Below are 26,639 nucleotides of genomic sequence, written 5' to 3' on the forward strand. Positions count from 1 at the left end.
TGTCGTCCGCTCTTCGGGGTGAGGAGCCTGCCTGCGGCGCTTCCCGCTCGAACGCTGTCCTTCCGATGGGTGTTCCCCTCCCGGTGGTGAACGGGCAGTTCACGGACACGGGTGCCACGGTGGTGGGGTCGGCGGATCGTCGGGTGCTCGCTGCGGGTGAGTCGTGGCTGGGCGGGTGGACGGCGATCGGTGCCGGGGCTGAGGTCTACGGGGAGGCAGATACGGGGCTGGGTGTCGGGGTGCGGTCGGTCGACTTGAATGGGGCTGCGGCGTTCGGGGGGATTCAGACGACGTTGGCGACCAGGCCCGGGGTTCCGGTGACGGTGCGTTTCCTCGCGTCGACGAACGTCGACACCCTGCGTGGCGCGAACGGGCAGGCCATCCGCGAGGCAGCGCTGTATGCGGACACCGGGGAGGGCACGGCCCACACCGAGTACGTCCTTCCGCTCACGGCGACGCAGACCCCGGGGGCGGGGCCGGACTGGCAGGCATACCTGTACACGTTCACGCCGACGTCGACCTCGACGACGGTCCGGTTCTTGTCGGACATGCCCGCCACGGCGGATGCGCTCACCCGGACCGGTGGGGTCCAGCCCGGGTGGGACCCGTTCGTCTACCCCGGGGCGATGATCACGGCTGCGGGTCCGCAGATCGCGAACATCGAGGCCGTGTCGATGGTGGAGACCACGGACGTGACCGTGCAGGTCACCGCGGGCACCGGTCTCCCCGTCACGGAAGGTGAACCGGTCACGTTGACGATCGCGGACGGGTCGGTGGCCCGGTTCGCGGACGGGTCGACCACGATCACCGTCCCCGCCGGGACCGGTGGTGTCGTGAACGCGACCGTCTACGGGATCGGGTTGGGGTCCACACCCCTGACCGCGACCGCGACGACCGCGACCACACCCCTGACCGCGACAACCACGATCACCACACTCTGCACCACCGGAGGACAGCCATGACCGGCACCACCCACACCCAGCCCACCGGCCCGACCACGGGCCCAACCACGGGGAAGAACACGAAGACACTCTCCCGCCGCGCCCTGGTCTGGGCAGCCCCCGTCATCGCCGCGACCATCGCCGTCCCCACCGCGACCGCATCCGCCGCGACCATCAAATTCACCAACAACCCCTACACCACCCGGGTCGACTGCTAACCAGCAGTAGGTGCAGGGGTGCCGCGAAGCCGAGAGGAGCACCAGCCGTCACAGACCGCATGGCCCGGCCGCTGACAAAGACCTCGGTCACCCACTGAGATCTCACAGCGGAACAAGGGAGGGCGGTAGCAGTACCTGATCTTTGTTGGACCGTGTTGTATCGAAGGAGATTTGTCATGGATTCCCGAAAAGTAAGGATGCCGGTGAAGGGCGTGAGCGCGATGCGGGGTGCCGCGATCGGGCTGGGGCTCTCGGCGGTGCTGGGAGCAGGAATGCTCGTCCCGTCTGCGGCTGTTGCGGCGGATGGTGTGCCGTTCGACCCGGCCAAACCGGCGGTACTGATCGGATACGACGCGCCCACGACGTTGGCGCGTACGGCTTTGGGTGCTTCGGGAAGGTTTGATCTTGATGTGATTCGGCCGGCCGGGTCGGTGTCGTATAACGCCTTGGGGTTCAACACGGAAGACAACTACCTGTACGCGATGAACAACGACACTCAGGGGTTGTTGCGGATCGACAGCACGGGGGCGATCGAGCCGCTCGGTGCTGTTGCGGGCTTGCCGACTGCCGGGTTCTCGTACAACCAGGGGACGTTCGGCCTGGGGGCGGACGCGGGTACGTACTATGTGCGGAGCATGAACCACACGGGCCGCATGTGGGCGATCGACATCGCGACGCAGCAGGCGTCGGAGATCGTGCTCTCGGAGCAGGTCCCGAACGTCTCGGACATCGTCTACCGTGACGGGTTCGTCTGGGCCTACGACGGTCGGACGGCAGACTCGCGTCTCATGTACCGGATTGATCCGCACAGCGGTGCGACGTCGGTGTTCGATATCTCTTCTCTGGGCCTGACCGCTCAGCCGTACGGCGGCCAGTGGCTGTACGGCAACGGGAACATCGGCCTGACGGGGAACACGGACGGGACGGTGTATCAGATCGCGATCATGAACGGTGACAGCGCCAACCCGGGCTTCCAGCTGGTCTCCCGGGACTCCGGGGAGCCGACGGCGAACAACGACGCCGCGTCGATCATGGGCCCGGGCGCTGACCTCGCGGTGACTAAGTCGGGAGACGAGACCTTCACTCCCGGTGAGGCCTACGCCTACACGATCACGGTGAAGAATAACGGTGCCGGGGTGTCCAGCGGGTCTCGGGTTGTGGACGAGCTCCCAGCGGGGCTGACCTCGCCGAGCACGGCGACGGCGGGATGCTCGATCACGAGCGGAACGCTGAACTGCACCGTGGGGACTCTCGCGTCCGGCGCGAGCACCACGATCAGGGTGTCCGGAACGGCGGCGAACGACGCGACCGTTGATTCGCTCAGGAACACGGTCACGGTCGACGGCAACGAGGCTGACCCGAACATGGGCAACAACACTGCCACGTTCGCTCCCCGCCCCCCGGTGGTTCCTGCTCCGTCTTTGGGGTTGGTGAAGTCTGCGGATGTTGCTCAGGTGTCGTCAGTGGGTGAGAAGGTCACGTATTCGTTCGTCGTGACGAACACCGGGAATGTGGATGTCGCGGACGTGTCGGTGACGGAGGGCTCGTTCTCCGGTCACGGAACGCTGGGTGACGTGGTGTGCCCGGCCGAGGCGGATGTTCTCGTTCCGGCTGAGAAGGTGACGTGCACCGCGGTGTATACGGTGGTCGCGGCTGATCTGACGGATGAGCCGATCGTGAACACGGCCACCGCGTCGGGCACGGCCCCTGGCGGTGCTGCGGTGGAGTCCTCTCCGGCGACGGCGAGGGTCACCACGGTCGCTCCGGTGACCCCCACTCCCAGCCCGACCGCGACTCCGACGGTGACGCCGAAGCCGTCTGCGACGCCGAAGCCGGCCGGGTCGTCCCTGGCGACGACGGGTGGCGCGGACATGACCGGGTACGGGATCGCCGCGCTCATCCTGGTCGCTGCGGGGGCCGGTGTGCTGGCCATCCGACGCCGCCGCGCATAACCAACCCCACCCACGGTGTCCCGGATCAGGACCCCTAAGACCTGATTCGGGACACCCTGACCATCCCTCACCCCGTAGCCGGAGCTCTTCCGGCCGGGCGTGCGAGGGCCGGCTGACGATGGGGAGTCCTCCAGCCGGCGCCCGCCTGCGACGTCCCCAGCGAGCAGGCGCAGGGGGCCTTGGCTCTTCGGAGGCAAGGCCCCCTGCAGAAGGGCTTCTTGGATCTGGATCAACGAAGAGAAAGACCATCAAGAACATGAACTCCACCTCCGATGACGTGCTGGCCCCGCAATCGGGGCCAAGCGATGTCGTTCAGCGTCGGACGATCGTGAAGGGCGCGGCGTGGTCGATCCCGGTCATCGCCTCCGTCGTCGCGACACCGGCAGCCACCGCGTCGACAGGTGTCGTCGACGGCTTTCGGGTCGATGGGACCTGTGGCCTCCTCGGCGCCCTGGGCCCCGGATTCACGGTCGCCGCGGGGACCTCGCCGATCCCGGTCGGGACGCAGGTCGTCCTGGAGAGCACCAGCGTCCTCACCGTGAACCTCGTCTCCCTCTCCGGCCAAGGACTGGCCGACGTCGACCTGCTCTCCTCCAACCGGCTCGGGATCACCCTCACCCAGGAGATCCCGGCCGGAGGACAGATGAACATCCGATGGCTGCTGAGCGTCACCGTGCTCACCACGACCACGGCCTCTCTTACACTCCCGGCCGGAAGCACGGCGGGCGCGGGGACGAAGGCACAAGGCGGGCTCCGTCAGACGCTCGTCCTCTGCACCCCCTCCTGACAGCCCGTCCGTCCTGCTGTCGGACGCACATCTCACCTGCCCGGTGCCCAGGCGTCGGTCTCGTCGCTCAGGCGGAGGTCGACAGAGTCTGGGCACCGGGCCGGATACGGTGGCGCCGGAAGGCGGCGTCCATCTGCTCGATCGAAGAGAATCCGGCGGCGCGCGCGACCTCCTCCTTGGACCTCCGGTACCAGCCGGGGTTGACGCTGAGGATGGACTGCGCGGTCATGACGCGCCGCGCTTCGATGGCGCCGCGCGGGGTCTGCTCGGCGTTCGCATACACGCGGCGAAGGTGACGGACGGAGAGGTGGAGCTCCTCAGCGAGGGCCGTGACGTCGAAGTCGGGGTCCGTGTGCCGGTGCTCGATCACCTCGGACGCGCGTTGGATGATGGCGGCCTGGTGGGGCGTGAGCCCTGCCGACTGCCCAGTCGCGTCGAGGAGCGAGGCCATGATCACGCCGGTGAGCGCTTCGAGCAAGAGAGGCGCGCCGGCCCCGGCCTGGATGCTCTGACTCGTGCTGAGGACGTTGGTCATGGTGGTGATCAACGTGTAGTTCTCGGGCTGGAGGGCGATGATCTGCGAATAGTGGGGCGTGAAGCGGTCCTGCCGTATCGCCGGAGAGCGCAGCTTCCATTCGCAGCGCGCCCAGATGCCATCGTTCACGGTGGAGAACTGTTCGTCCCCGGCGACGAGGATCATCTGCCGTGCGCCGAGCTCCATGGTGCTCGAGCCGAACTGCAGCGTCCCCGTCCCATCGACCCCGACGAGGATACGGGTGATCTGAGGCTCTGTCGGAGCGGCGGCGAGGGATCCGGCCGAGGTCCAGACGCGTGCCACGTTCCAGGAGTTGTTGCTGACCATCTCCACGGAGGACCGCTGAGGGCCGTCCTGACCTGCAGCCCAGCCGAGCGATGCCAGCGTCATCGGCATCGCTCGCGGGTCGGGAGTGCGTGGGTTCATAGGAGGTGTCGCTTCGGGTCACATACGCTTTCGGGTCAAGCGTCACTGTGAAGGAGTGCACACGCCACGAATGGTGACGCGGTGACGGCGAACCGGACCTGACCGCAAAGAAAAGAGGACGCTTTTCGGTCCTTTGCCGATATCCTGAGGCTCGGAGTCGCCGTGTCCGTCGCTCCGACCACCTGAGCTCCGGGGGGAGAGCCCTTTTCCTCGGGAGGGGACGTGGACGATTCCCGCACTGACGCGGAGTTGCTCGGAGAGGTGCGCGCCGGAGACCGGCGCGCGTACGAGTCCCTGTGGCGACGGCATTCGCATTCCGCCCACCGCTACGCCCTGCACCTGTTCCCGTCGCGCGCGGATGATCTGGTCTCGGAGTCGTTCCTCGTCGTCTACCAGACGGTCACGAGAGCCGGGAAAGGCCCGGAGTTCGCCTTCCGCCCCTACCTCAAGGCGGTCATGCGCAACACGGCGATCCGCTGGCAGAAGGAGATGGACCATCTGACCGACGACGAGGACGTCGAGCAGATCGACCCCCGTGACGGTCTCAGCATCGTCGAACAGCAGGCGAGCGCCGGAGACGTGCTGGCTGCTCTCCAGGAGCTTCCTGACCGATGGCAGCGCGTGCTCTGGCTCGCCGAGATCGCGGAGGTGGGCAGGGGTGAGATCGCCCGGGAACTGGGCATCAAGCCGAACGCGGTCTCGGCGCTGCAGCGTCGTGCCCGCTCGGGACTGAAGTACCAGTGGCTTCTGCGACAGATCCCGGTCGGCCTGCGCGACGACTCGGCACATGTGGCACGACTGATCCCGCGATATCTCACCGAGCCGGGCGACACGGCGGTGTCGGCCGAGGTCGCCGCTCACCTCGTCGCCTGCATGAGCTGTGACGACCTCGTTCGAGGGATGCGCGGCGCCGCGGCAAGGCTCCAGGGCAGCACCCTCGCTGTCCTGCTGGGCTCCGCCGGCGTCGGGCTTCCGGCGGTCGCGTCGCTGTCCTCGGGCACGGCGGCGGCGGTGGCGGCGGTGTCGGGGATCGGCATCCCCGCCTGGCTTCTCGTCGGGGGGATCGGAGCGCTGACGGCAGGCACCCTCGCCCTCGCCCCGATGTTCGCGGCGGTGCCTGACCCGCCTGCTCCGCCGCGGACGCAGATCGTCGCCGAGCCGGCGCCCGGCACGCACGCGTCCTCTTCCGTTCCGCCTCTCGGACCGCCCTCCTCGTCGATCGACGAGGAGGCGCCGATGGAGTCCTTGCCTGTCGACGACAGGACGACCGGCCGGCACATCGAGGACCCGTCGGTGCCGAACACCTGGCTGAGCGACGATCCCACGCAGGAAGTCCCGATAGCTCCGGATCGTCCCGTTCAGGCTGGACCGGACGTGCCAGGGCCCGACCCCGGATCCGTCTCAGGACCCTCGCCCGGTCTCACCAGCCCGGTGTCGTCATCGGGGTATCTCTCTCCGGTCATTTCCGGGCGGACCGCGCCGGGGACGGGCGTCGCACTGTCGCTGGATTCGGCCCGCTATGCCCCGACAGTGGCCGATGACGGGACCTGGACCTTCGACATGCGCACGTTGCAGCTCGGCGCGGGCACGTACGAGTACGAGGTATGGGCGTTTGACGAGGAGTCCCAGTCGGCGGCGTCGACGGGGTCTTTTACCGTCCTCCCCCTCCTGGTGCAGGGCTTCGAGCAGCTAACCGGTTTCGAGGACATGACGGTCACCGAGGCGAGCACGACGGGCTTGGTGGTCGCCTTCACCGGACCCGCGAACGGGAGGGTCTTCGTCGCGAGCATGGCGGGCCCCTCGGCAGTGATCACGCTCGATGCCGAGGGACACGCCCGACGCCGTCTGCTGACGAACTCGCGCGGGTGGTACTACTTCACCTTCCGTGCTCTGGACGCGGACGAATACTGGGGTCCTGGCACCGAGGTCGCTCTCGACGTCTACGACCCGGACATCATCTTCGACCCCTGGGGCCCTCCACCCGAGGAGATGACGTTCGAGTTCGTCGATCCGGGCCCCGACACGACGGTGTTGGTGGAGGAGTAGACGCCGACGCCGCGGGAGAGGTCGGGGCGGAGGAGCTCGGTGACGCCGCGGGCGGCGAGCGCCGCTGGATCCTCGGCGGTCCGGGATGTCACGAAGGCGGGGTCCGCGCCGTCCGTGCAGGCGTCGACCCAGGCCTGGAACACCGCTCCGCCAGGGCTCAGCGATGCCCGGCTCACCGGGGTGTCGGCGTCGTCGACCTCGATCACGATGCCGAGCGGGCGGGCGGGGACGGGACGCCGCGCGCGCAGGTCGGGGATGATCTCCGCGAAGCGCCGGCCGATCGGCTTCGCCGCACCGTCCTGACCGATGAGGCCCAGCGAGTACTCCAGCTCGGGGAAGTCGGCGAGCTCGCGGCTCACGTCGTGCGAGCACCACCAGGTCACGCCCCACAGGTCCGCCGAGCGGGTGGCCGCGCGCACGGTCGCCTCGAGGAAGCCGGGCATCTCATCAGGCGCCAGGCAGTTCGACGGCGCGCCGACCTCCTGCAGCCAGATCGGTCGGTGCGCGTCATCGGCGAAGGCGCGTGACAGCTCGATCATGTACTCGGCGTGCCGGTCGGAGGCGACGGAGCGGCCTCCGTAGCGCTGGGCGGTGCCGTTGAAGATCCAGGAGTGGACTGTCGTCATCGCGCCCAGACGGGCGGCGAGGGCAGGGGTGAAGCCGTGTCCGTCCATGTACCAGGCCGCGTCGTACTCGCTGTGCACGTGGGTCTGCTCCGGGGCCGCGCTGTGGGCGGCGTCGAGGAGGGCGGTGATCCATCCGGCCGCCTCTGCCTCGGTCACCGGCCAGGGAGAGGGGTGGGTCTCGGCGGAGAACTGGTTGGTCTCGTTGCCGGTGGTGAAGCCGAGGAAGTTCGGGGCGTCGCGCAGCGCGGCGCCCAGGCGCTCGACCAGGGCGACCTGGCCGCTCAGGGCGGCGGGATGCGTGAACATGCTCTTGTCGTGCCAGGTGGACAGCCACGAGGGGAGGAAGTCGAAGCTGGAGAGATGCCCCTGGATCACGTCGACGCTCGCGTCCAGGCCGAACTCGGCCGCGACGTCGACGACCGCCCGCACGTCGGCCACCGCGCGCTCCCGGATCAGCGTCCGGTTGGGCTGGAGGATCGTCCACAGCGGGAAGACGCGGACGTGGTCGAGACCCAGCGCCGCGAGGCCGGCGAAGTCACGGCGTACGTCGTCGAGGTCGAGCTCCATCCAGGAGTGCATCCAGTGCGCGGACGGCGTGTAGTTCGCTCCGAAGCGCAACGGGGCGTCGAGGAGGGGCGTGCTCATCGGGGTCCTCTCGGGGTCAGGAGGTGACGGTCAGCTGCATTCCCGACGAGCCACCGGCCTCGGCCCAGGCGAGGGACCGGGCGAGGACGACGCGCAGGACGACTGGGTCCACGGCGTCGAGATCCTTGAGATACAGGCAGCCTGCTCCCGTGGCGTGCGGGCCGAGGCGGACGAGGTCGGCGGCGTGGGCGTCGATCCCGTCGAGCAGGTAAACGGTCGTGGCGGCTTTGCGGGGCGCGAAGCCGAGGAGCGGCGAATCCCCCTCCGTGCCCGTGGGATAGCGGTAGCGGCAGGCGCCGAAGCCGATGATCGTCCCCCACATCGCCGGCTCCCTGCCGCTGATCTCCTGCATCAGCGCCGTGAGCGTCTCGGCGTCGCGGCGGCGGACCGCTGGCGTCGCCCTGGCGATCGCGCCGGCGACGTCGTCCCCTGTCCTCTTCATCGGCTACTTCGCCGCCTTGGCCGCCGCCTTCATGGCCTTCTTGTGCTCGCGGACTTTCGCGAGCGCTTCGGGCGAGACGATGTCGGCGACGCTGCGGTATGAGCCGTCCTCGCCGTAGGGGGCGGACGCGTCCCGCCAGCCTGCCCCGGTGAAGCCGTACTGCTTGCCGAGAAGGGCGAGGAAGATCTTCGCCTTCTGGGCGCCGAACCCGGGCAGGGACTGGAGGCGGCGGAGCACCTCCGCGCCGTCCGGGTCGTCGCGTGTCCAGAGCGCGGACGCATCGCCGCCCCAGTCGTCGACGAGCGTCTGGCACAGCGTCTGCACACGCGCCGCCATCGATCCGGGGAACCGGTGCACCGCCGGCGTCTCCGTGAACGCGGCGAGGAACCTTTCCGGGTCGTAGGAGGCGATGGCAGCCGCGTCGACGGCTCCCGTGCGCTGCGCGATCTTCAGCGGCCCGGCGAAGGCCGTCTCCATCGCGACCTGCTGGTCCAGCAGCATGCCCACGAGCAGTGCGAGCGGGTTCGTCGTGAGCAGTTCGTCAGCGGCGGGGTCTCCGGTGATGTGAAGGGCCATGGAGACAGTGTGCCAGGGGTGACGTTCTACCGGGCGTCACAGCCGCTCGCCTCGTGACTGACCGGGCGGGCTCCACACGCGTCCTTCCGTCGATTCCCTCTGAGAGATCTCATCATGATATGAGAGAGATGCTGCGGGAGTCGCGCGAGCGCGCTGGGCTCAGCCAGTCGCAACTCGCGCTACGCAGCGGGGTTGCGCAGCCGAACATCGCCGCATACGAGTCCGGGCGGCGGGATCCGTCGGACGCAATGGTCACGAGGTTGCTTTCGGCTATGCGCCCGTTGCCTCACGAGGCACTTGAACGGCATCGTGACGCACTCAAGGAGCTTGCTGCGGAGTACGGATTGAGCAACGTGCGCGTGTTCGGCTCCGCCGGGCGGGGGACGGACACGGCGCAGAGCGACCTCGACCTTCTTGTCACGCGGGCGCCGAACGTGGGATTGCTGACGATCGCCGAGTTCACCTCAGCAGCCGAACAGCTACTCGGCGTTCCTGTCGACGTGGTCACAGATGGAGGGCTTCCCTCCGATCATCCGATCAGCGGTGGCTGCGTGAGGGATAAGGACGAGCGGTCGCTCCGTGAGATCGTGCGCCTGTGTGACGATGGCGTGCGACTGGCGCACCGAGGTCACGACTGGTACGTCTCGGATGAGCTCAACACGCCGGGGCTTGCGGCCGAATCGATCATCATCAAGATCGGTGAGAACGTCGCGCGGCTGAGTGACGAGATGATCGTCGCGAACCCCCAGGTGCCTTGGTCGAGCATCAAGCGCATGCGCGATCGGCATGCTCATCATTATGAGGCGACCGATTATGACGCGGTGTGGGCCACCCTCGAGATAGATCTCCCCCGCGTGCTCGCAGCGATCTCATCGATCCTCACAGAAGCGCCCACCGAGAACGCTCACGAGCGCGTCTCGGAAAGCTGACTCGCATCGCCGATGAACACCGGCTGGTCTCTCTCGTAGACGAGGGCGACCCGCGGCCCTCTCAGCGAAGCAGAGAGTCGAGCCGTCGCGCCAGCCATCCCGGTTGCTGCAGAGGAAGGCCGTGTCCGCAGTCCCCGACGATCTCGAGCTCGCTTCCGGGCCTCGCGTCGGCGATGAGCCGTGCCGATGCTCGCATCATGGGGCGTTCCCTCGCTCCGGCCAGGATCAGCGAGCGCCCGGGGAACGCTCCCCACCCGCCCGGGACGGTGAATCTGATGTTCTCGCCGACCGAGGCGAGCAGGGTGGCCTTGGCGATGCCCTTCGACGTTCGCAGATAGTCGTGCATCAGCGTCTCGGGGATGAACAGCTCTCTGGCCTGCAGCCGCGCGAAGCGTTCGTTTCGCGCGAGCGGGGCGGCCAGGCCGAGCGTGGCCAGGGTGAGAGCGGGGAAGGGCGAGGGCTTCGCCTGAGCGCTGATCACGACGACGTCGCTCACGAGATCGGGACGGCGGGCGGCCAGGAGGACGGCGAGCTGTGCGCCGAGCGAGAAACCGATGACGGCCACCGCCTCTGGGGCTTCGGCCTCGATGAGCGGGATGAGGTGATCGAGCGTCTCGTCATGAGCCCGGTAGGGGATGGAGCCGCTGCGGTCGTGTCCGGGGAGGTCGGGAATCAGAAGCCGGAGCCCCGGGTCCAGCTCTGCCACGAGCGGTGACCACATCCACCCTCCGCAGCCGCCGCCGTGCAGCAGCAGCACGGAGCGCTGTGCCCCTTCGCGGATCGTGACGTGCAGGGCCATGCCCCCAGTGTCGCACCTGCGTCTGGAGGCGGGAGCGGTCGGTCAGGCGCTCTCTGCGGTCTGGGTCAGGGGCGGGGCATCAGGGACGAGGCCGAACAGGGTCTCCAGCGCGGAGGTGAAATCGGCACCTCGCCCGGCGGCGGCCAGCTCGTGCGCCCGAGACGTCGGGGAGTGCAGGAGCACGCCGGCCAGGTGCCGCATCGCCTGCTCGACTCGGCCGTCCTCGTCGCCGCGACGGCGGGCACGGTCGATCTCGGCGTCGAGCAGCGAGAAGATGTGCGAGCGGAGTGCGACGACCGCGGGCGTGACGCTCTGGCGCTCGCCGACGACGTGGAAGGTCTCGGCTGCCTCGCGCACGATCGAGCGGGCGGCGTCGGTGGCCTGCAGCTCTTCGAGCGGGGCGTGCAGGCGGATGGTCTCGAGGTCCAGGAGCGAGGTGCCCTCGATCGTGGCGACGTCGGGGTCGACGTTCCGGGGCATCCCGAGGTCGATGATCAGCTGTGCGTGGCCGGCGGGCGCGCCGAAGACCGGGCAGCCGGAGGAGGCGGCCACGGGGGCGGCGTCGATCCCGCGGCCCTCTCGCAGAGTGCGCGCATCGAGCACGTGCTCCTCGGCCGACGTGCACGTGATCACGAGGGAGGCCTCTGCGGCGGCTCGTGCATACTCCTCCGGGCGGAGGGCGCGGAGATCGTGCTTTCTCGCGAAGACGGCGGCACGGCCCGAGGGGGAGTGGACGGCGATGTCGGTCGCGCCGCGTTCCCGGAGGGTGGCGAGGGTCACGGCCGCATATGCGCCGGTCCCGACGAGCAGCACGCGCTCGCCGCTCCAATCGGCGATCCGGCTGTCCGCGAGCTCCAAGGCGAGGCGCACCAGCGAGCGTCCTGCCCGGCCGAGCGCGGTGACGTTCTTGACCTTGCGCTGGGCCTGGCTCGCGCGCTGGAACAGCCGCTCCAGCTCTGGAGAGGTCGTCCCGCTCTTGCGCGCGGCCGTCAGGGCGCGACGGACCTGACCCGCGATCTCGCCTTCCCCTGAGACGACGGACTCCAGTCCCGAGGCGACGGCGAAGAGATGCTCCGCCACCCGCCGGCCGGTGTGCACGGCGTAGCCGCCGGCGAGGTCGGACGCCGGGACGCCGGTGGCGGCCTCGACCGCTTCGAGCACGGCCTCCACGGCGATCGCTCCGGCGGCCGTCACCGGCTCGTCCATCTCGACGTACGCCTCGAAGCGGTTGCACGTCGCGAGCACCACCGCCCCCTGTACGCACGGGGCCATCTCGACCAGACCGGTCGCGACGCCGTCAGGGGTGCGGCTGAGACGCTCGAGCAGATCGAAGGAGGCGGTCTTGTGACTCGCCGTGAGGCACAGCAGCACCCTCCGAGTCTACCCCTGGGCCCGCGTGCGGGTCCGCCGAGGTCCCTGGGCCGTGCCTGCCCTGGGCCGTGCGGGCTCCCGGGCGGCGGTGCGGTTCGCGTCGCGCGACGCGGATGGCGGACGATTCTCCGGCTGGCGGACGATCCCGTGCGGGGTGATCCGCCATGCGTCGGATCTCCCGCCGTCCGTGCCGTGTCCGGCGGGGTACCGGGCCGGGGTGCGGATGGCGTCGGGGTGCCGGGCCGGGCGGGGGTGCCATGTCCTGCCGCCCCATAGCCCCCGGTGGAAGGATGGAGGCATGGCCTTCTCCGATGCTCCGCTCCTGCGCGCCCTCGCCGGCTCCCGCCCCGACCGCACGCCGGTCTGGTTCATGCGGCAGGCAGGCCGTTCTCTGCCCGAGTATCGCGAGCTGCGGGTGGGGACGCGGATGCTCGACGCCTGCCTCACCCCCGACCTGGCGGCGGAGATCACCCTGCAGCCGGTGCGGCGTCACGGCGTGGACGCGGGCATCTTCTTCAGCGACATCGTGGTCCCGCTCCGACTGGCCGGGGTCGACGTCGAGATCCAGCCGGGCCGGGGGCCGGTGTTCGCCTCCCCGGTGCGGACCGCGGACGACGTCGCCCGCATCACCGCGATCGATCCCGCGTCCCTGGACACCGCGGCCATCGCCGAGGCCGTGCGGATCGTCGTCGGCGAGCTCGGAGAGACGCCGCTCATCGGCTTCGCGGGAGCGCCCTTCACCCTGGCCGCGTATCTCGTGGAGGGAGGGCCGTCGAAGGAGCATCTGCGGGCGCGAGCGATGATGCACACCGACCCAGATTCGTGGAACCGCCTGGCCGGCTGGCTCGCCCAGGTCTCGCGCACCTTCCTCCTCGCGCAGCGGGAGGCGGGCGCCTCGGCGGTTCAGCTCTTCGACTCATGGGCGGGCTCCCTGTCCGCAGCGGACTATCGTGCGTTCGTCGCCCCGCACTCGGCGGCGGCTGTCGTGGGCATCGACGCCCCGGTCATCCACTTCGGCGTCGGCACGGGGCCGTTCCTCGCCGACATGCGGCTGGACGGCATGGCCGCCGCGGTCGGCGTGGACTGGCGGACCCCGCTGGACGAGGCCGTACGGCTCCTCGGCCCGGACGTCACCGTGCAGGGGAACCTCGACCCCGGCCTGCTCTCCGCGCCCTGGCCGGTGCTCGCGGCTCACGTGCACGACGTGCTCGCCCGCGGTGCCGCAGCCAGGGCCCACATCGTCAACCTCGGCCACGGCGTGCCGCCCGATGCGGATCCCGGCGTGCTGACCCGGATCGTCGAGCTCGTGCATGCGAGTGAGGGAGCGGAGGACGCCTCCCGGACCGGAGGTGCGGCATGAGCGCCCCCGAAGGCGTCGATCCGGTGGGCCCAGGCCCGGAGGGAACGGGATCGGCCGGCGTCGACTCCGCCGGTGCGGGCGTGGCGTCCGTCCCCGCCGCGGAGCTCGTGGCCAAGGCCGCGGGCATCCGGATCGCCGTCGTGGGCGGCGGGATCGCGGGGCTCGTCGCGGCCAAGGAGTGCGCGGCGGTGGGCATGAGGGTGACGGTCTTCGAGGCGGAAGAGCGGGCGGGCGGGGTCGTGCGGAGGGGCGAGGCCGACGGGATCGTCTTCGACGCCGGCGCCGAGAGCTTCGCCACCCGCGGCGGACACGTCCGTGGCCTTGTGGAGGAGTTGGGGATCGCGGAGAAGGTCGTCGACCCGGCGCCCGGAGGCGCCTGGCTCGCGGGGATCCCCGGGGCGGGCGCCGCCCCGCTGCCGCGAGGGGGGATCCTCGGGATTCCGGAGAACCCCTTCGCCGACGACGTCCGGCGCATCATCGGCTGGCCGGGCGCGTGGCGTGCCTACCTGGACCGGGTGCGGCCACCGCTGACGATCGGTCACGACCGCAGCCTCGGGCATCTCGTCCGCTCGCGGATGGGCGCGCGCGTGCTCGAACGCCTCGTCGCGCCGGTGAGCACAGGGGTGCACTCGGCACATCCGGACGACATCGACACGGATGTCGCGGTGCCTGGCCTCAACGCCGCGCTCACCCGTGCCGGATCGCTCTCCGGCGCCGTCGCCGAGCTTCGCGCGACCACGGCCGCGAAGGCCGGTGGCAGCGCCCTGGAACGCCGGCCGGGTGCTGCCGTCCAAGGCCTCGCCGGCGGCATGGCCGCGCTCGTCGACGCCCTCTTGGAGCGCCTGGCCCTGCTCGGCGTCGAGGTGCGTACCGGAACGCCGGTGACGGGAATCAGCCGGGAGGATGACGTCTGGACGGTCCACGCAGAGCCGGTCGCGGCGGACGACGTCGCTGCGGGACGTCCGGCGGAGCGCGGGGCGCTCGATGACGGCGGCTCCGACGCAGCCGGCCCCGACGAGGGCGACTCCGGCTCCGGATCCTTCGAGGCCGTGATCCTCGCGGTCGACGAGGTGGCCGCCCGTCGACTGCTGAGCCCTCACGTGCCCGCTCTCACCGCGATCCCCCCCGGGCCCTCGCCGCAGATCGAGATCGTGACGCTCGTGCTCGACGCGCCGGAGCTGGACGCCGCGCCCCGCGGATCCGGAGTGCTGACGGTGCCGGGGAGCCATACCGCCAAGGCGCTCACCCATGGCACGGCGAAGTGGCCATGGCTGCGTGCGGCGGCCGGTGGACGCCATGTCGTGCGCGTCTCGTTCGGCTCGCAGGGCGAGCCCCCCGCCACGGCGGGGCTGGACGACGAGGCCGCGGCCGCGCTCGCCCTTCGGGAGGCCGCCGCGCTCCTCGGCGTCCCGCTCACCGCGACCGCGCTCCGAGGGTCCTTCCGCGCCCGCTTCGCGCAGTCCCAGCCGTCGGCCTCGCTCGGCGCCGCCGAGCGGCGGGCGGCGGCAGCGCGGGCGGTCGCTGAGACGCCGCACCTCGCGGCGACCGGCGCCTGGCTCGCGGGGACCGGACTGGCCCAGGTGATCCCGCATGCGCGCGCGGAGGCCGAGCGCCTCCGTCGCGCCCTGCTGTGGGACTGACCGCTCCGCGCCGCGGCTGATGCGGCCCGGGGCGGAGGCATGGGCCTCTCGCAGAACGAAGGACGTAAAGACCACCGGGTCAGCGTGCGGGGGCGATAGATGCCGAAATCGGAATACGGGGTTACGCTGGTACTCCGCAAGGCCGACCACATGGTGAGGGAGACCCTATGAAGGGCAAGATCGGACTCGTCGTCGGACTGGGCGTGGGCTACGTCCTCGGGACGCGGGCCGGACGTGAGCGTTACGAGCAGATCAAGAGGCAGTGGCTCAAGGTCTGGCACCTCGAGCCCGTCCAGGCCCAGGTGTCGAAGGCCCGCGAGTTCGCCAAGTCCCAGGCGGCCGCGGTTCCCCAGGCGCTCTGGAACGGTGCGGTCAAGATCGTCAAGGCGGCAAGCGCCGGGCAGACCCCGGGGCAGCGGCTCGACTCGGCGATCGCCAGCGGCGGCGATGTCGTCGACGAGGTCCGTCGGGCCGCGGAGGAGACGATCGAGGCCGCGGAGAAGGGCGAGCTCGCCCAGCAGGCGAAGGCGGCGTCGAGCGCGTCGGCGAAGCCGGCGGCGACGAAGGCCGCCGCCACGCCGTCCGCTGCGAAGCCCGCCGCTCCCAAGAAGCCCCGAAGCGGCAAGTGACATGCCTCGCGGATACCGGGATCGCGCCGACGACAGCCTGCTGACGCTGCTCGGCGATCTGCCCGACCTGATCAGCAATCTCGTCAAGGCCGAGATCGACGCGGCCAAGGTGTGGATCTCCCGCACCGCGAAGGACGCAGGGATCGGCAGCGTCTGGTTTCTCGTCGCCCTGTTCTTCCTGTTCTGGGCGATCCCCGTCCTCCTGGTCTTCGCGATCGCCGGGATCTCCTCCTGGTGGCCGGTCTGGCTGTCGGCGCTCGCGGTCTTCGGGATCCTCCTGCTGGCAGTGGCCTTCTTCGCCCTGCTCGGCATCCTGAAGTTCAAACGCCTGACAGCCCGGGAGAACCCTGCCCAGGCCGTTGCCGAGGACATCCGAATCGTGAAAGAGGCTGGCGATGACGACCGCTGACCCGAGGAACCCCGCCTCCAGGAAGCCCGCAGCCGCCCCGCTTCCGCGAACCGCCGTCCCGCACGGCATCGTGGACCCGGTGGCGTCGGCCCGGGCGGAGCTCAAGGCCGCGCTGGCCGCGATCGAGGTGAAGGGCAACCTCCCGCGCCGGATCGAGAAGGCATCGGCCAGGGCTGCGGTCAATGCCCGCGCCTTCGCCCGTCGCAATCCGGCGGCAGCGATCGCCGGCGCCGTCGGCATCGCCGTGGCCGTCGGCGGGATCGTCTGGGGCGTCGCACGCGCCCTGTCCCGCTGAGCGGCGTCCGTCACCGGATCCGTTCTATCGCCGGGACGCCGGCCCGCGTTGGGAACGCCGGTCCGGCCGTCGCACCGAGGGCGCAGAGGATCAGCATGGCCCCGGCGTGTTCGCGAGGACGGGCTCGAAGGGGCAGACTGGGGTCATGCCCGAAGCAGAAGAGATCACTGCGCCCGCGTCACCCGAGAGCACGGCGTCGGAGCCCGCCGCTTCGCCGTCCGGATACACCCTCTGGGCGGTCTGGCGCCGCAATCCCGACGCTCCGGTGACCGAGACGGACGCGACCGAGCTGGAGAACATCGTCGCCCACATCGAGGCCGGCGGCGTCTCGGTGCGCGGCTTCTACGACGTCTCCGGTCTCAAGGCCGACGCCGATCTCATGGTCTGGCTCCACGGCGCCACGGCGGAGGATCTGCAGAGAGACCTCCGGCGCCTGCGTCGTACCGAGCTGCTGCGCACGCTCCTCCCGGTCTGGAACGTGCTGGGCGTGCACCGCGACGCCGAGTTCAACCGTGCGCACGTCCCCGGATTCCTCCGCGGGGTCGAGCCGAAGGACTGGCTGTGCCTGTATCCGTTCGTGCGCACGCCGGAGTGGTACCTCGCTCCGGAGGAGGAGCGGCGCCAGATGCTCGCGGAGCATGGCCGCAAGGGCGCCGCGTTCACCGGGGTGATCGCGAACACCGTCGCCTCCTTCGCCCTCGGCGACTATGAGTGGCTGCTGCCGCTGGAGGCTGACGACCTCACTGAGCTCGTGGATCTCATGCGCGACCTCCGGTACACGGACGCGCGCCGCTACGTGAAGGAGGAGGTGCCGTTCTATACCGGGCGGCGCCTGCGCGTGGACGAGATCGCCGACGTGCTGCAGTAAGAGAGGCCGATCATGAGCAGCCTCAGCGACACGACCGCGCCGATCCGCCTCGGCACCCGCCGCAGCGCGCTCGCCCGCGCACAGTCGGGGCAGGTCGCCGCCGCCCTGGAGAAGGCCTCGGGCCGCAGGGTGGAGCTCGTCCCGATCGTCTCCGAGGGCGACACCAACCGCGCCTCCCTCTCCGAGATCGGCGGGATGGGCGTGTTCGCCACGCGTCTGCGCGAGGCCCTGCGGCGAGGCGAGTGCGACCTCCTCGTCCACTCCCTCAAGGACCTGCCCACCGCCCAGCCCGACGACCTCGTGATCGCCGCGACGCCCGCGCGAGCGGACGCGCGCGACGTCGCGGTCACGAGGGACGGGGCCCCGTTGCACGAGCTGCGCACGGGAAGCACCATCGGCACCGGCTCGCCGCGGCGGATCGCGCAGGTGCGCATCCGCGCTCCGCGCTCCCGCGCCGTGGACATCCGCGGCAACGTCGACTCCCGTCTCGGCAGGGTCGCGTCGGGGGAGCTGGACGCGGTGATCCTCGCCGCGGCGGGGCTCTCGCGCCTCGACGGCGATCCGTTGGACGGTCTGCACGCGGAGGCGCTGGGTCTGGCTGAGTGGCCGACGGCCCCGGGGCAGGGAGCGCTCGCGGTCGAGACCACGGCCGATGCTCCGGAGGAGCTGCGTGCGGCGCTGGCCCGTCTGGACGACGAGGGCACCCGGATCGCGGTGACCGCCGAGCGGGCGACGCTGGCCGGGCTCGACGCCGGGTGCCAGGCGCCGATGGCCGTGCATGCGGCCATGGAAGGTCGGAATCTCCGTGTCCGCGCTGTCGTCTACGCTCCCTCCGACGAGCGGCGGATCGGCGTCGACGTCACGGAACCCCTGAGCAGGGGGTATATTCGTCGGAACGGCAGTGGCGATGGTGCGAATGCTGCCGATGGAGCAGACCCGATCGGCGCCGCGCGCGACATCGGGTCGGATGTTGCCCGTCGGCTGCTCGAACAAGGGGCGGCCGGCCTCCTCCCCGAGACCAGACCCGATGACCATGACTGATCCGAAGCCAACCAAACCGCTGACCGGCTGGCGCGTGCTCGTGCCGCGCGGCGGTCCCTGGGGCGACGGCGTCGCCGCGTCTCTGCGTGCTCAGGGCGCTGTCCCGGTGGTGGCACCCCTCATTAACTTCGGCCCCACCACCGACCAGGCGTCGCTGGACGAGGCCCTGGTCAAGCTCGCCGACGGCGCGTTCGACTGGCTGACCGTCACGAGTGCCACGACCGTGGACGTGCTCTTCGCCCACCGGGCCGTCATCCCCCCGACCACGAAGGTCGCGGCCGTCGGCGAGACCACCGCCGCTGCGCTGCAGGCCGTGGGATATCAGGTCGACCTCGTCCCCGAGGAGGACAATTCCGCCGAGGGCATGGCCGCGCAGCTCATCGCGCTCGAGACCGAGCCCCGCCGCATCCTCAGCCTGCGCAGCGAGATCGCGAAGCCCGTGCTCAGCAGGTCGCTGCTGAACGCGGGGCACGACGTGTCGAGTGTCGTCGCCTACCGGACGGTCGGTGTGCCGGTGACCGAGCGCATCCTCCGCGACGTCGCCAACGGCCGGATCAACGCGATCCTCATCACGAGCGGATCGGTCGCCGAGCAGGTGCGCGAGCAGTTCCCGGACATCCCCGAGACCACGCTGCTGGCGGCGATCGGGCCGCGGACGGCCAAGGACGCCAAGCGCGCAGGACTGCCGGTGTCGGTCGTCGCCGATCGCCAGACCGTCGATGCCCTCATCGAGGCGGTCTCCCAGTTCACCCTTCCGCACGCGACCGACGAGTTCGCGCCGTGAGCGCCCGGCGGTCCGTGAACGGCTCCTTTCCGGCGGTACGCCCCCGGCGGCTGCGTCAGACGCCGGCCGTGCGCGGACTCGTCCGCGAGACCGACCTGTTGCCGCGGCATCTCGTGCTGCCCGCCTTCGTGCGCGAGGGGCTGGCCGAGCCCGCGCCGATCGGCTCCATGCCGGGGGTGGCGCAGCACACCGTCGACTCGCTGCGCCGCGCGGCCGCCGACGCCGCAGAGGCCGGGATCTCCGGGATCATGCTGTTCGGCGTCCCCGCCGTCCGCGATGCGCGCGGGTCGGGCGCCGACGATCCGGACGGGATCCTCAATGTGGCCACCACCGCCGTGGCTGCCGAGGTCGGCGACGCGCTCCTTGTGCAGACAGACCTCTGCCTGGACGAGTTCACCGACCACGGGCACTGTGGGGTCCTCGCCGCGGACGGCACGGTCGACAACGACGCCACCCTGGAGCGCTATGTCGCGATGGGACTGGCGCAGGCGCGTGCCGGATCACGGCTGCTGGGCCTGTCCGGGATGATGGACGGCCAGGTCGCCGCGGTGCGGGAGGCGCTGGACGGCGAAGGATTCACGGACACGCTCCTCCTCGGCTACGCGGCCAAGTACGCGAGCGCCTTCTACGGTCCGTTCCGTGAGGCCGTCGACTCGCAGCTGCACGGCGACCGCCGCAGCTACCAGCTCGATCCCGGCAACCGCCGTGAGGGCGTGCGCGAGGCGCTGCTCGACGAGGCCGAGGGCGCGGACGTCGTGATGGTCAAGCCGGCGATGGCGTTCCTCGACGTGCTGCGAGAGGTGCGTGACGCCGCGACGGTCCCCGTGTGGGCGTACCAGGTCTCGGGCGAGTACGCGATGATCGAGGCGGCCGCGGCCAACGGATGGATCGACCGCAGGGCCGCGGTCCAGGAGTCGCTGCTCTCGATTCGACGGGCCGGTGCGGACGCGGTCCTGACCTACTGGGCCACCGAGGCCGCCGGCTGGCTGCGCGCCGGCTGACGGCCACCTGGCCGCCCCGCCCGGCGGCTCCGCATGATGGCGTCACGTGATGGCCTGGCGCGACGCAGGAGGAGAGAACTGATGACCGACCGCAACGACGATCTCTTCGAGGCCGCGCGCACGGTGATCCCCGGCGGGGTGAACTCGCCGGTACGCGCCTACGACTCGGTCGGAGGGACCCCGCGGTTCCTCGCGAGCGCGCAGGGTGCGACCGTGACCGACGCCGCCGGCGGGCGTTATGTCGACCTCGTCGCCTCCTGGGGACCGGCGCTGCTCGGGCACGCGCATCCCGAGGTCGTGTCCGCGGTGCAGGAGGCCGCGTCGCGCGGGCTCTCCTTCGGCGCGCCGACCGAGGGCGAGGTGGAGCTCGCCGCCCTCATCGCCGACAGGGTGCGCGTGGGCGATGCCCGTCCCGTGGAGCGGGTGCGGCTGGTCTCCACCGGCACCGAGGCGACGATGACCGCGATCCGCCTCGCACGCGGTGCGACAGGACGCGATCTTCTGGTGAAGTTCGCCGGGCATTACCACGGGCACTCCGACGGTCTCCTCGCCGCGGCCGGCTCCGGCGTCGCGACTCTGGCGCTCCCCGGCTCTGCCGGGGTCCCCGCGCCCATCGCCGCGCAGACGCTGGTGATCGACTACAACGACCCCACGGCGCTGGCGACGGTGTTCGCCGAGCACGGCGAGCGGATCGCCGCCGTCATCGTCGAGGCCTCGGCGGCGAACATGGGTGTGGTCCCCCCGCGTCCCGGCTTCAACCGGCTGCTGGCGGAGACCGCGCACGCGCATGGCGCCCTGCTCATCCTGGACGAGGTGCTCACCGGTTTCCGCGTGCATCCGGCGGGATACTGGGGGCTTCAGCAGGAGGCCGGCGAGGACTATGTCCCCGACATCATCACCTTCGGCAAGGTCGTCGGCGGCGGGATGCCGCTCGCGGCGCTGGGCGGCAGCGCGGCGGTCATGGAGATGCTCGCGCCCGTCGGCCCGGTGTATCAGGCCGGCACTCTCTCCGGGAATCCGCTCTCGGTCGCCGCGGGGCTGGCGACGCTCCGGCTCGCGACGCCGGAGGTTTACGCACGGGTGGACGCCGCAGCCGAGCGGGTCGCGAGCGCGCTCGACCGGGCGCTGACCGCGGAGGGCGTCGTGCACGCCGTGCCGCGGGCGGGCAACCTCTTCGGCGTCGCCTTCTCTGCGGCCGCCCCCGAGGACTACACCCAGGCGCTGGCCCAGGAGGCCTTCCGCTACGCCCCGTTCTTCCACGCGATGCGGGAGTCCGGCGTCGCCCTGCCGCCGAGCGTGTTCGAGGCCTGGTTCCTGACGGCGGCGCACGGCGAGGAGGAGCTGAGCGCGATCGAGGCCGCTCTGCCCGCGGCCGCTCGCGCCGCGGTCCGCGCTGCCGCCTGAGCCGTTTCCTCCTTGGCGGGAGGGAGGCGCGAGGGGGCGGATCGTTGCCGTCCTGTGAGCTTGTTTGCGGGCCGCATACGTCGACGGCTGGCAGACTGGGTGCCATGGTCACCTTGCTGCTGGATCGGACACGGCTCGAGGTGGTGCTGTCGCCCATCGAGCGCGCGGTCACGCTCCACCGCGAGAACCTGCTGATCGAGCGGGACGCGATCGTCAAGGTGCAGCTCACGGACGACGCATGGACCTGGCTCCGCGGCGTCGCCTCGCCCGGCACCCATGTGCCGGGCGTCCTCGCCGCGGGGACGTGGCGGTCGGCCTCCGGGCAGGACTTCGTGCTGATCCGTCGCCGGCGGCCGAGCGTCGTGATCGATCTCCGAGACGCCGACTATCAGCGTCTTATCCTCACGACCAGGCACGGTCTCGCCCTGACCCAGGCGTTGCGACTGGACGTGTCGTCCGAGCCGGCGGACGTCTCCGACATCGTCCCGACATCGTCCCGGGGCAAGACGCGCAGCGGCAAGCCGTCCGTCCGCCCGGCCTGAGTCGAGACTCGTCACGGCCGCCGAGGCGGTGACGCGGAAGACGGAGGAGCGCGGCGACCCGCATCGGATCGTCGCGCTCCCGTCGGGAGTCTGCGGCCGGGCTCAGCCCCGTCGGTATCCCTCGGAGTGCGGGGCGCCGTGGTCGTGTCCTTGGGCCTCCTGACCCTCGTCCTCGGGCGCACCGTCCGCAGGTCCTTCGGACTCCGCTGCCGTATCCCCATGCGAGGGCGCGGCCTGCGCGGGCCGCTCGTCTTCGGGGGCGGGCTCCACGTCGCTCGCCTCCGCGCGCTCGGCACCGGCGTCGTCGGAGCCAGGCGTCGCCGGCTCGGCGTGGGCGACGGGAGCGTCCGAGGGGGCGTATGCCGGGGCGTCGTCGCTGTAGTAGGCGCGAGCGGCGGCCGCGAGCGAGGCGCTGACGGCGGCGGCCCTGGGGTCCTCGCCCCGGGTCACCTCGTCGTCGCCGTGGTCGTCCTCGTGCGGCTGCTCGAGGATCACCTGGATCTCCTGGGTCTGCCCGTCGGCGAGGGGGGCGAAGATCTCGATCCCGGCGATCTCCGTGGTCTCGGTCGACGGCTCGACAGGAGCGTCGTCCCGGTCGGCGATGAGATCGGGGCTCGGCACCTCGAACACGGCTGTGGCCGGATCAGGCTCGAAGACGTGGCGGTCATCGATCGCCTGGCTGTGCTCCGCCCGCCCGTCGTGGTCCCCGGCCTCGGTGCTCTCGGCGGGGAGGGCGTGCCCCTCGCCGGCCTGCCTCGTGGTCTCCGCCGGCGCTGCCTCGCCGGTGTGCTCGGCCGGCGTCGCGTTGCTCTCGCCCTGACGGTCGACTCGGGCGATCTCTGCAGCGGCGTCCGTGGAGGCGGTCGCCGCTGGACCCCAGACGAGGTCGTCGAAGCGGGGTGTCGTGTCGGCAGGCGGAAGGGAGACGGCCTCGGTGGCGAAGGGAAGGACGCCAGACCCCTCGTCCTCTTCGGGAGCGGCAGGAGCCGGCGTCGCGAACAACAAGGAGGTCGGAGCGGTGACCGGCCGCGGCTCGTCCGCCTGCCCGTCGCCTTCCGACGTCTCGCCCGTGGCGAGCCCGAAGTCCTCGTCGGTGGCGATCGGGGCGGTGAGAGCGACGCCCGGTGCCTCTCCGCCGGACTCCTCGTCTGCGGCCTGCTCATCCCTGGGCTCCTCCGCGACGCGCCCTTCGGCGGCAGCAGCGTCGCCGGTGTCGCCGGTGTCGGCGTCCCACGGGCTCTCCTCTGCGGCCTCCTCGTCTGTCACGGTCGAGGAGCTCGGGTCGGCGGACTCCGCGTTCGCCGCGGGCTCGTGGGCCGGTGACTCCTCGGTCGCCTCCTCCTCGATCGGGCCCGCCTCCTGCGGTTCGAGTCCGTCGGGGACATGCGCGGACGGGTCGTGCGTGGCCGGGTCGTTCCCGAGGGACGTGTCGTCCTCGTCCGCCGTGTGATCGGCGGGCTCGACGTCCTCCGTCCTGGAGTCCTCCTCGTCGGCGGGCTCGACGTCCTCACGTGCGGTGCCCGCGAGCGCGCCGATGCCTTCGGGGGCGTCCTCCGCGCCGTGATCGTCTGTGGCCGATGCAGCGACAGCGGTGACGGACGCGTTGCTCTCGGCGACCGGATCCGCGCCCGCCTCCTCTGCGCCGGCCTCTGCGTCGGCCCCCGTGTCCTCCGTGGCGGTGTCCGCATCGCTGGCGAGGGTGTCCGTGGATCGCGCGCCGTCGTTCGCGGAGCCTTCGTCGGACGTCGTGGCCTCCTCCTCGATCGGAGTGGCCTCCTCCGTGACCGGAGCCGCGCCGGTGGCGTCCTCGGCCATCGCGGCGTCAGCGTGCCCGTCCGCGGCCGGGGCGCCCGCGGGATGCCGCGCGGCCTCGGCCTGCGCGCGCGCGGCGCGGCGCGGCGAGAGCTCGCCTGCGTCATCCGGTCCGGGGAGAAGCCCCGCCGCTCCGGCGGCTGCGGCTCCCGCCACCGCCGCTCCGGCCGCTGCCGCGCCGGCGACGGCCGCGCCTGCGCGAACACCTGTGCCGGTCTCCGCGTCGGCGGCGACGGTGGGCATCGCCACGGTTGCGTCGAACGGAGCCCCGGCTACCGGGTCGCGCCGACCGTGCACGAGATCGAGGAAGACCTCCTCGAGGGTGGGGCCGCGCTGCTGGAGCGTCCTCAGCGCGATGCCCGACGACGCCGCGAGTGCGCCGACCGTCGCCGCGTCGGTGTCGTGGACGCTGAGGCCGATCCGGAGGACGTCGTAGGCGAGGCCCGCCTGCGTCAGCGCGGCGATCAGCGCGTCGCGGTCCTCGGCGTCGACGACGACCGAGCCGTTGGTCGGATCGGAGAGCTTGTTGATGCTGTCGGCGTAGACCAGACGGCCCCGGGCGAGCACGAGCACGTTGTCGGCGATCTGCTCGATCTCGCTGAGCACGTGCGAGGACACGAGCACGGTGCGCCCCTCGTCCGCGAGGCGGCGCATGAGCAGGCGCATCCAGCGAATGCCCTCGGGATCGAGGCCGTTGGCCGGCTCGTCGAGCACCAGGGCCCCGGGATCGCCCAGCAACGCGGTCGCGATGCTCAGCCGCTGGCGCATGCCGAGCGAATAGGCGCCGATGCGTGTCTCGGCCTCGTTCTGCAGGCCGACGAGCGAGACGACCTCGTCTACTCGCGCGAGCGGGATCCCGTTGGCCTTCGCCGCGATCGCGAGCTGACGCGCCGCCGTGCGCCGGGGGCGGTACAGGGCCTCCTCCATGACCGAGCCGACGGTGCGCAGCGGGTGACGCAGGTCGGCATAAGGGGTTCCCCCGATCGTCGCCGTGCCCGAGGTCGGGCGGATGAGGCCGAGCAGCATCCGCAACGAGGTGGTCTTCCCCGCGCCGTTGGGACCCAGGAACCCGGTCACCGCGCCCGGCGCGATCTGCGCGGACAGGTCGTCCACCGCGGTGAGGGCGCCGAATCGCTTCGTCGCCCGCGAGAACTCGAGCAGCTGTCCGTCGGTCATCCGCGACCTCTCGTCGTCAGGGGGCAATACCTGTCTATCTTGTCGGAAACTACCCCGAAAAGCTCATCGACCCCGTGATTTCCGGTCGGAGTGGACAGGGGGAAGGCCGGTCCGCGAGAGTAACCTGGCTGGCGTGACGCCTCCCGCCCCCGCAGCCGCCCCGTCGGCCTCGCACGTCCTCGCCCGCACCGAAGGCGCGCTCGGGCACCTCACGCTCGACCGGCCGAAGGCCCTCAACGCGCTCGACCTGGGGATGATCCGCGAGCTCCACGCCGCGCTCGCGGCGTGGCGGGACGACACCGACGTGCAGATCGTCCTGCTCGACGGCGCCGGCGACCGGGGCCTGTGCGCGGGCGGGGACGTGCGCGCGCTGTACGACATGATCACGGAGGGCCGGGACGACGAGATCGTCGCCTTCTTCCGCGAGGAGTACGCCCTGGACGCGGCGATCGCGGAGTTTCCCAAGCCTGTCGTCGCGATCGCCGACGGGATCACGATGGGCGGCGGGATCGGGCTCGCGGGACACGCCGCGATCCGGATCGTCACGGAGCGGTCGCGCCTGGCGATGCCCGAGACCCGGATCGGCTTCACGCCGGACGTGGGCGGGACCTGGCTGCTCGGTCGTGCGCCGGGTCGTCTGGGCGAGTACTTCGCCCTCACAGGCGGGAGCATGGATGCCGCCGACGCGCTTTATGCCGGCCTCGCCGACCACTTCGTGCCGTCCGACCGCGTGGACGCGCTGCGGGAGGCGTTGGCGTACCGGGCGGATCCGACCGGGCCGAGCGAGATCGTCCTGCTCTTCGACGAGACGCCCGAGCCGTCGACGCTGGCGACGAAGCGAGGGTGGATCGACGACGCCTTCGCCGGCGACTCGGTGATCGAGATCGTCGCCCGGCTGCGCGCGTCCGGTGTCTCCGAGGCGATGGCGACCGCGGACGAGCTGGAGGCGATCTCGCCGACGGCCCTCGCCGTGGCGTTGGAGGCGGTGCGCGAGGCCAGGGCGATGGCCAGCCTGCGGGAGGCCCTCGCCGGTGAGTATCGTCGCGTGCTCTGGTTCGCCACGAGCCACCCCGACCTCGTCGAAGGGATCCGCGCGCAGCTGGTGGACAAGGACCGCACGCCCCTGTGGATTCCCCGTACCCTCGCCGAGCTCTCTCCCGATGCGGCGGTCGCGGCGCGCGCCTACGTCCCGCCGGCGCCGCTCTGGGGCTGACGGCGCGCTTCTGACCTCCTTCGCGGTCCGTGCCTGCCCTGGCGCCGATCTCCATGCCCTATGTGCAAACACATAGGGCATGGATGCCTGCATCGTCCTCGGCGGACGGGTGAGCGAAACCCGTGCCACCATGTTCCCGCTGGCGGCCTGTACGGCGCCGGTGCCATCCGGG

25 protein-coding genes are annotated in these 26,639 nt (G+C 71.1%); 18 read left to right on the forward strand and 7 right to left on the reverse strand.

All coding sequences use genetic code 11. From position 1 onward, the window contains the following. From ACP15J_RS11275 to ACP15J_RS11290, 4 genes are all read left to right on the forward strand, one after another. The coding region (locus ACP15J_RS11275; protein ID WP_424980945.1) for a hypothetical protein at positions 1-962 on the forward strand (962 nt) is incomplete at its 5' end. Further along, a complete protein-coding gene (locus tag ACP15J_RS11280; protein ID WP_424937090.1) occupies positions 959-1,159 on the forward strand; it encodes a hypothetical protein in 201 nt (66 codons plus the stop codon). The genes ACP15J_RS11275 and ACP15J_RS11280, both read left to right, overlap by 4 nt. A gap of 203 nt (positions 1,160-1,362) precedes the next feature. Beyond that, on the forward strand, positions 1,363-3,111 hold the full coding sequence (locus ACP15J_RS11285) for a DUF6923 family protein (RefSeq protein ID WP_424937091.1): 1,749 nt from the start codon (positions 1,363-1,365) through the stop codon (positions 3,109-3,111). Between the two features lie 256 nt (positions 3,112-3,367). Continuing rightward, the gene (locus tag ACP15J_RS11290; RefSeq protein ID WP_424937092.1) at positions 3,368-3,898 is read left to right on the forward strand and encodes a hypothetical protein; all 531 of its coding nucleotides are present in this window, start codon (positions 3,368-3,370) and stop codon (positions 3,896-3,898) included. Between the two features lie 67 nt (positions 3,899-3,965). Here ACP15J_RS11290 and ACP15J_RS11295 read toward each other — a convergent pair whose 3' ends face one another. Continuing rightward, entirely contained in the window at positions 3,966-4,829 is an 864-nt protein-coding gene (locus tag ACP15J_RS11295) for a hypothetical protein (RefSeq protein ID WP_424980946.1), read from the reverse strand. 252 nt (positions 4,830-5,081) lie between these two features. Between ACP15J_RS11295 and ACP15J_RS11300 the strand changes: the two genes are divergently transcribed. Beyond that, positions 5,082-6,905: a sigma-70 family RNA polymerase sigma factor gene (locus ACP15J_RS11300; RefSeq protein ID WP_424937094.1), complete on the forward strand. Its 1,824-nt coding sequence runs from the start codon at positions 5,082-5,084 to the stop codon at positions 6,903-6,905. Here ACP15J_RS11300 and ACP15J_RS11305 read toward each other — a convergent pair. From ACP15J_RS11305 to ACP15J_RS11315, 3 genes are read right to left on the reverse strand one after another with little or no spacing between them, the layout of a single operon-like run. Continuing rightward, positions 6,800-8,176 (reverse strand): glycoside hydrolase 5 family protein, encoded by a 1,377-nt coding sequence (locus tag ACP15J_RS11305; protein ID WP_424937095.1) that lies wholly within the window; start codon positions 8,174-8,176, stop codon positions 6,800-6,802. The genes ACP15J_RS11300 and ACP15J_RS11305 overlap by 106 nt on opposite strands. Positions 8,177-8,192: 16 nt before the next feature. Beyond that, positions 8,193-8,618 (reverse strand): DUF1801 domain-containing protein, encoded by a 426-nt coding sequence (locus ACP15J_RS11310; RefSeq protein WP_424937096.1) that lies wholly within the window; start codon positions 8,616-8,618, stop codon positions 8,193-8,195. 3 nt (positions 8,619-8,621) lie between these two features. Next, positions 8,622-9,194, reverse strand: coding sequence for an HhH-GPD-type base excision DNA repair protein (locus tag ACP15J_RS11315; protein ID WP_424937097.1), 573 nt, complete (start codon positions 9,192-9,194; stop codon positions 8,622-8,624). A 119-nt stretch (positions 9,195-9,313) separates the two neighbouring features. Here ACP15J_RS11315 and ACP15J_RS11320 point away from each other — a divergent pair, with 119 nt between their 5' ends. Continuing rightward, positions 9,314-10,123, forward strand: coding sequence for a helix-turn-helix domain-containing protein (locus tag ACP15J_RS11320; RefSeq protein ID WP_424937098.1), 810 nt, complete (start codon positions 9,314-9,316; stop codon positions 10,121-10,123). Positions 10,124-10,184: 61 nt separating this feature from the next. Here ACP15J_RS11320 and ACP15J_RS11325 read toward each other — a convergent pair whose 3' ends face one another. Beyond that, positions 10,185-10,922 (reverse strand): alpha/beta fold hydrolase, encoded by a 738-nt coding sequence (locus ACP15J_RS11325; protein WP_424937099.1) that lies wholly within the window; start codon positions 10,920-10,922, stop codon positions 10,185-10,187. Positions 10,923-10,964: 42 nt separating this feature from the next. Beyond that, entirely contained in the window at positions 10,965-12,293 is a 1,329-nt protein-coding gene (locus tag ACP15J_RS11330) for a glutamyl-tRNA reductase (protein ID WP_424937100.1), read from the reverse strand. A gap of 298 nt (positions 12,294-12,591) precedes the next feature. On the opposite strand from ACP15J_RS11330, the gene hemE reads away from it, so the two are divergent. The 11 genes from hemE to ACP15J_RS11385 all read left to right on the forward strand — a co-directional run bounded on the left by hemE (position 12,592) and on the right by ACP15J_RS11385 (position 22,266). After that, a complete protein-coding gene (hemE, locus tag ACP15J_RS11335) occupies positions 12,592-13,653 on the forward strand; it encodes a uroporphyrinogen decarboxylase (RefSeq protein ID WP_424937101.1) in 1,062 nt (353 codons plus the stop codon). Beyond that, the gene (locus tag ACP15J_RS11340) at positions 13,650-15,293 is read left to right on the forward strand and encodes a protoporphyrinogen/coproporphyrinogen oxidase (RefSeq protein WP_424937102.1); all 1,644 of its coding nucleotides are present in this window, start codon (positions 13,650-13,652) and stop codon (positions 15,291-15,293) included. Before hemE ends, ACP15J_RS11340 begins: the two co-directional genes overlap by 4 nt. A gap of 167 nt (positions 15,294-15,460) precedes the next feature. Beyond that, positions 15,461-15,922 (forward strand): hypothetical protein, encoded by a 462-nt coding sequence (locus ACP15J_RS11345; RefSeq protein WP_424937103.1) that lies wholly within the window; start codon positions 15,461-15,463, stop codon positions 15,920-15,922. A 1-nt stretch (position 15,923) separates the two neighbouring features. Next, complete coding sequence (locus tag ACP15J_RS11350; RefSeq protein ID WP_424937104.1) at positions 15,924-16,331, forward strand: phage holin family protein; 408 nt, start codon at positions 15,924-15,926, stop codon at positions 16,329-16,331. Further along, a complete protein-coding gene (locus ACP15J_RS11355) occupies positions 16,318-16,626 on the forward strand; it encodes a hypothetical protein (protein ID WP_424937105.1) in 309 nt (102 codons plus the stop codon). The genes ACP15J_RS11350 and ACP15J_RS11355 overlap by 14 nt, the downstream gene beginning before the upstream one ends. Positions 16,627-16,771: 145 nt before the next feature. Continuing rightward, entirely contained in the window at positions 16,772-17,494 is a 723-nt protein-coding gene (gene hemQ / locus ACP15J_RS11360; protein ID WP_424937106.1) for a hydrogen peroxide-dependent heme synthase, read from the forward strand. Positions 17,495-17,506: 12 nt separating this feature from the next. Then, complete coding sequence (gene hemC / locus ACP15J_RS11365; RefSeq protein WP_424937107.1) at positions 17,507-18,535, forward strand: hydroxymethylbilane synthase; 1,029 nt, start codon at positions 17,507-17,509, stop codon at positions 18,533-18,535. Then, positions 18,522-19,319, forward strand: a complete 798-nt coding sequence (locus ACP15J_RS11370) for a uroporphyrinogen-III synthase (RefSeq protein WP_424937108.1) — start codon at positions 18,522-18,524, stop codon at positions 19,317-19,319. Before hemC ends, ACP15J_RS11370 begins: the two co-directional genes overlap by 14 nt. Beyond that, entirely contained in the window at positions 19,316-20,320 is a 1,005-nt protein-coding gene (hemB, locus tag ACP15J_RS11375) for a porphobilinogen synthase (RefSeq protein ID WP_424937109.1), read from the forward strand. The genes ACP15J_RS11370 and hemB overlap by 4 nt, the downstream gene beginning before the upstream one ends. A gap of 81 nt (positions 20,321-20,401) precedes the next feature. Further along, entirely contained in the window at positions 20,402-21,724 is a 1,323-nt protein-coding gene (hemL, locus tag ACP15J_RS11380; RefSeq protein ID WP_424937110.1) for a glutamate-1-semialdehyde 2,1-aminomutase, read from the forward strand. Between the two features lie 104 nt (positions 21,725-21,828). After that, positions 21,829-22,266 carry a hypothetical protein gene (locus ACP15J_RS11385; RefSeq protein ID WP_424937111.1) on the forward strand — a complete coding sequence of 146 codons (438 nt, stop codon included), beginning with the start codon at positions 21,829-21,831 and terminating at the stop codon, positions 22,264-22,266. Positions 22,267-22,368: 102 nt separating this feature from the next. Here the strand turns inward: ACP15J_RS11385 and ACP15J_RS11390 are convergent, their stop codons facing one another. Then, positions 22,369-25,254: an ATP-binding cassette domain-containing protein gene (locus tag ACP15J_RS11390; protein WP_424937112.1), complete on the reverse strand. Its 2,886-nt coding sequence runs from the start codon at positions 25,252-25,254 to the stop codon at positions 22,369-22,371. A 133-nt stretch (positions 25,255-25,387) separates the two neighbouring features. On the opposite strand from ACP15J_RS11390, the gene ACP15J_RS11395 reads away from it, so the two are divergent. Then, positions 25,388-26,467, forward strand: a complete 1,080-nt coding sequence (locus ACP15J_RS11395) for an enoyl-CoA hydratase/isomerase family protein (protein ID WP_424937113.1) — start codon at positions 25,388-25,390, stop codon at positions 26,465-26,467. The last annotated feature ends 172 nt before the right edge of the window (positions 26,468-26,639 follow it).

It is taken from the genome of Microbacterium sp. S308A+, assembly GCF_049800815.1.
Classification (GTDB): domain Bacteria; phylum Actinomycetota; class Actinomycetes; order Actinomycetales; family Microbacteriaceae; genus Microbacterium.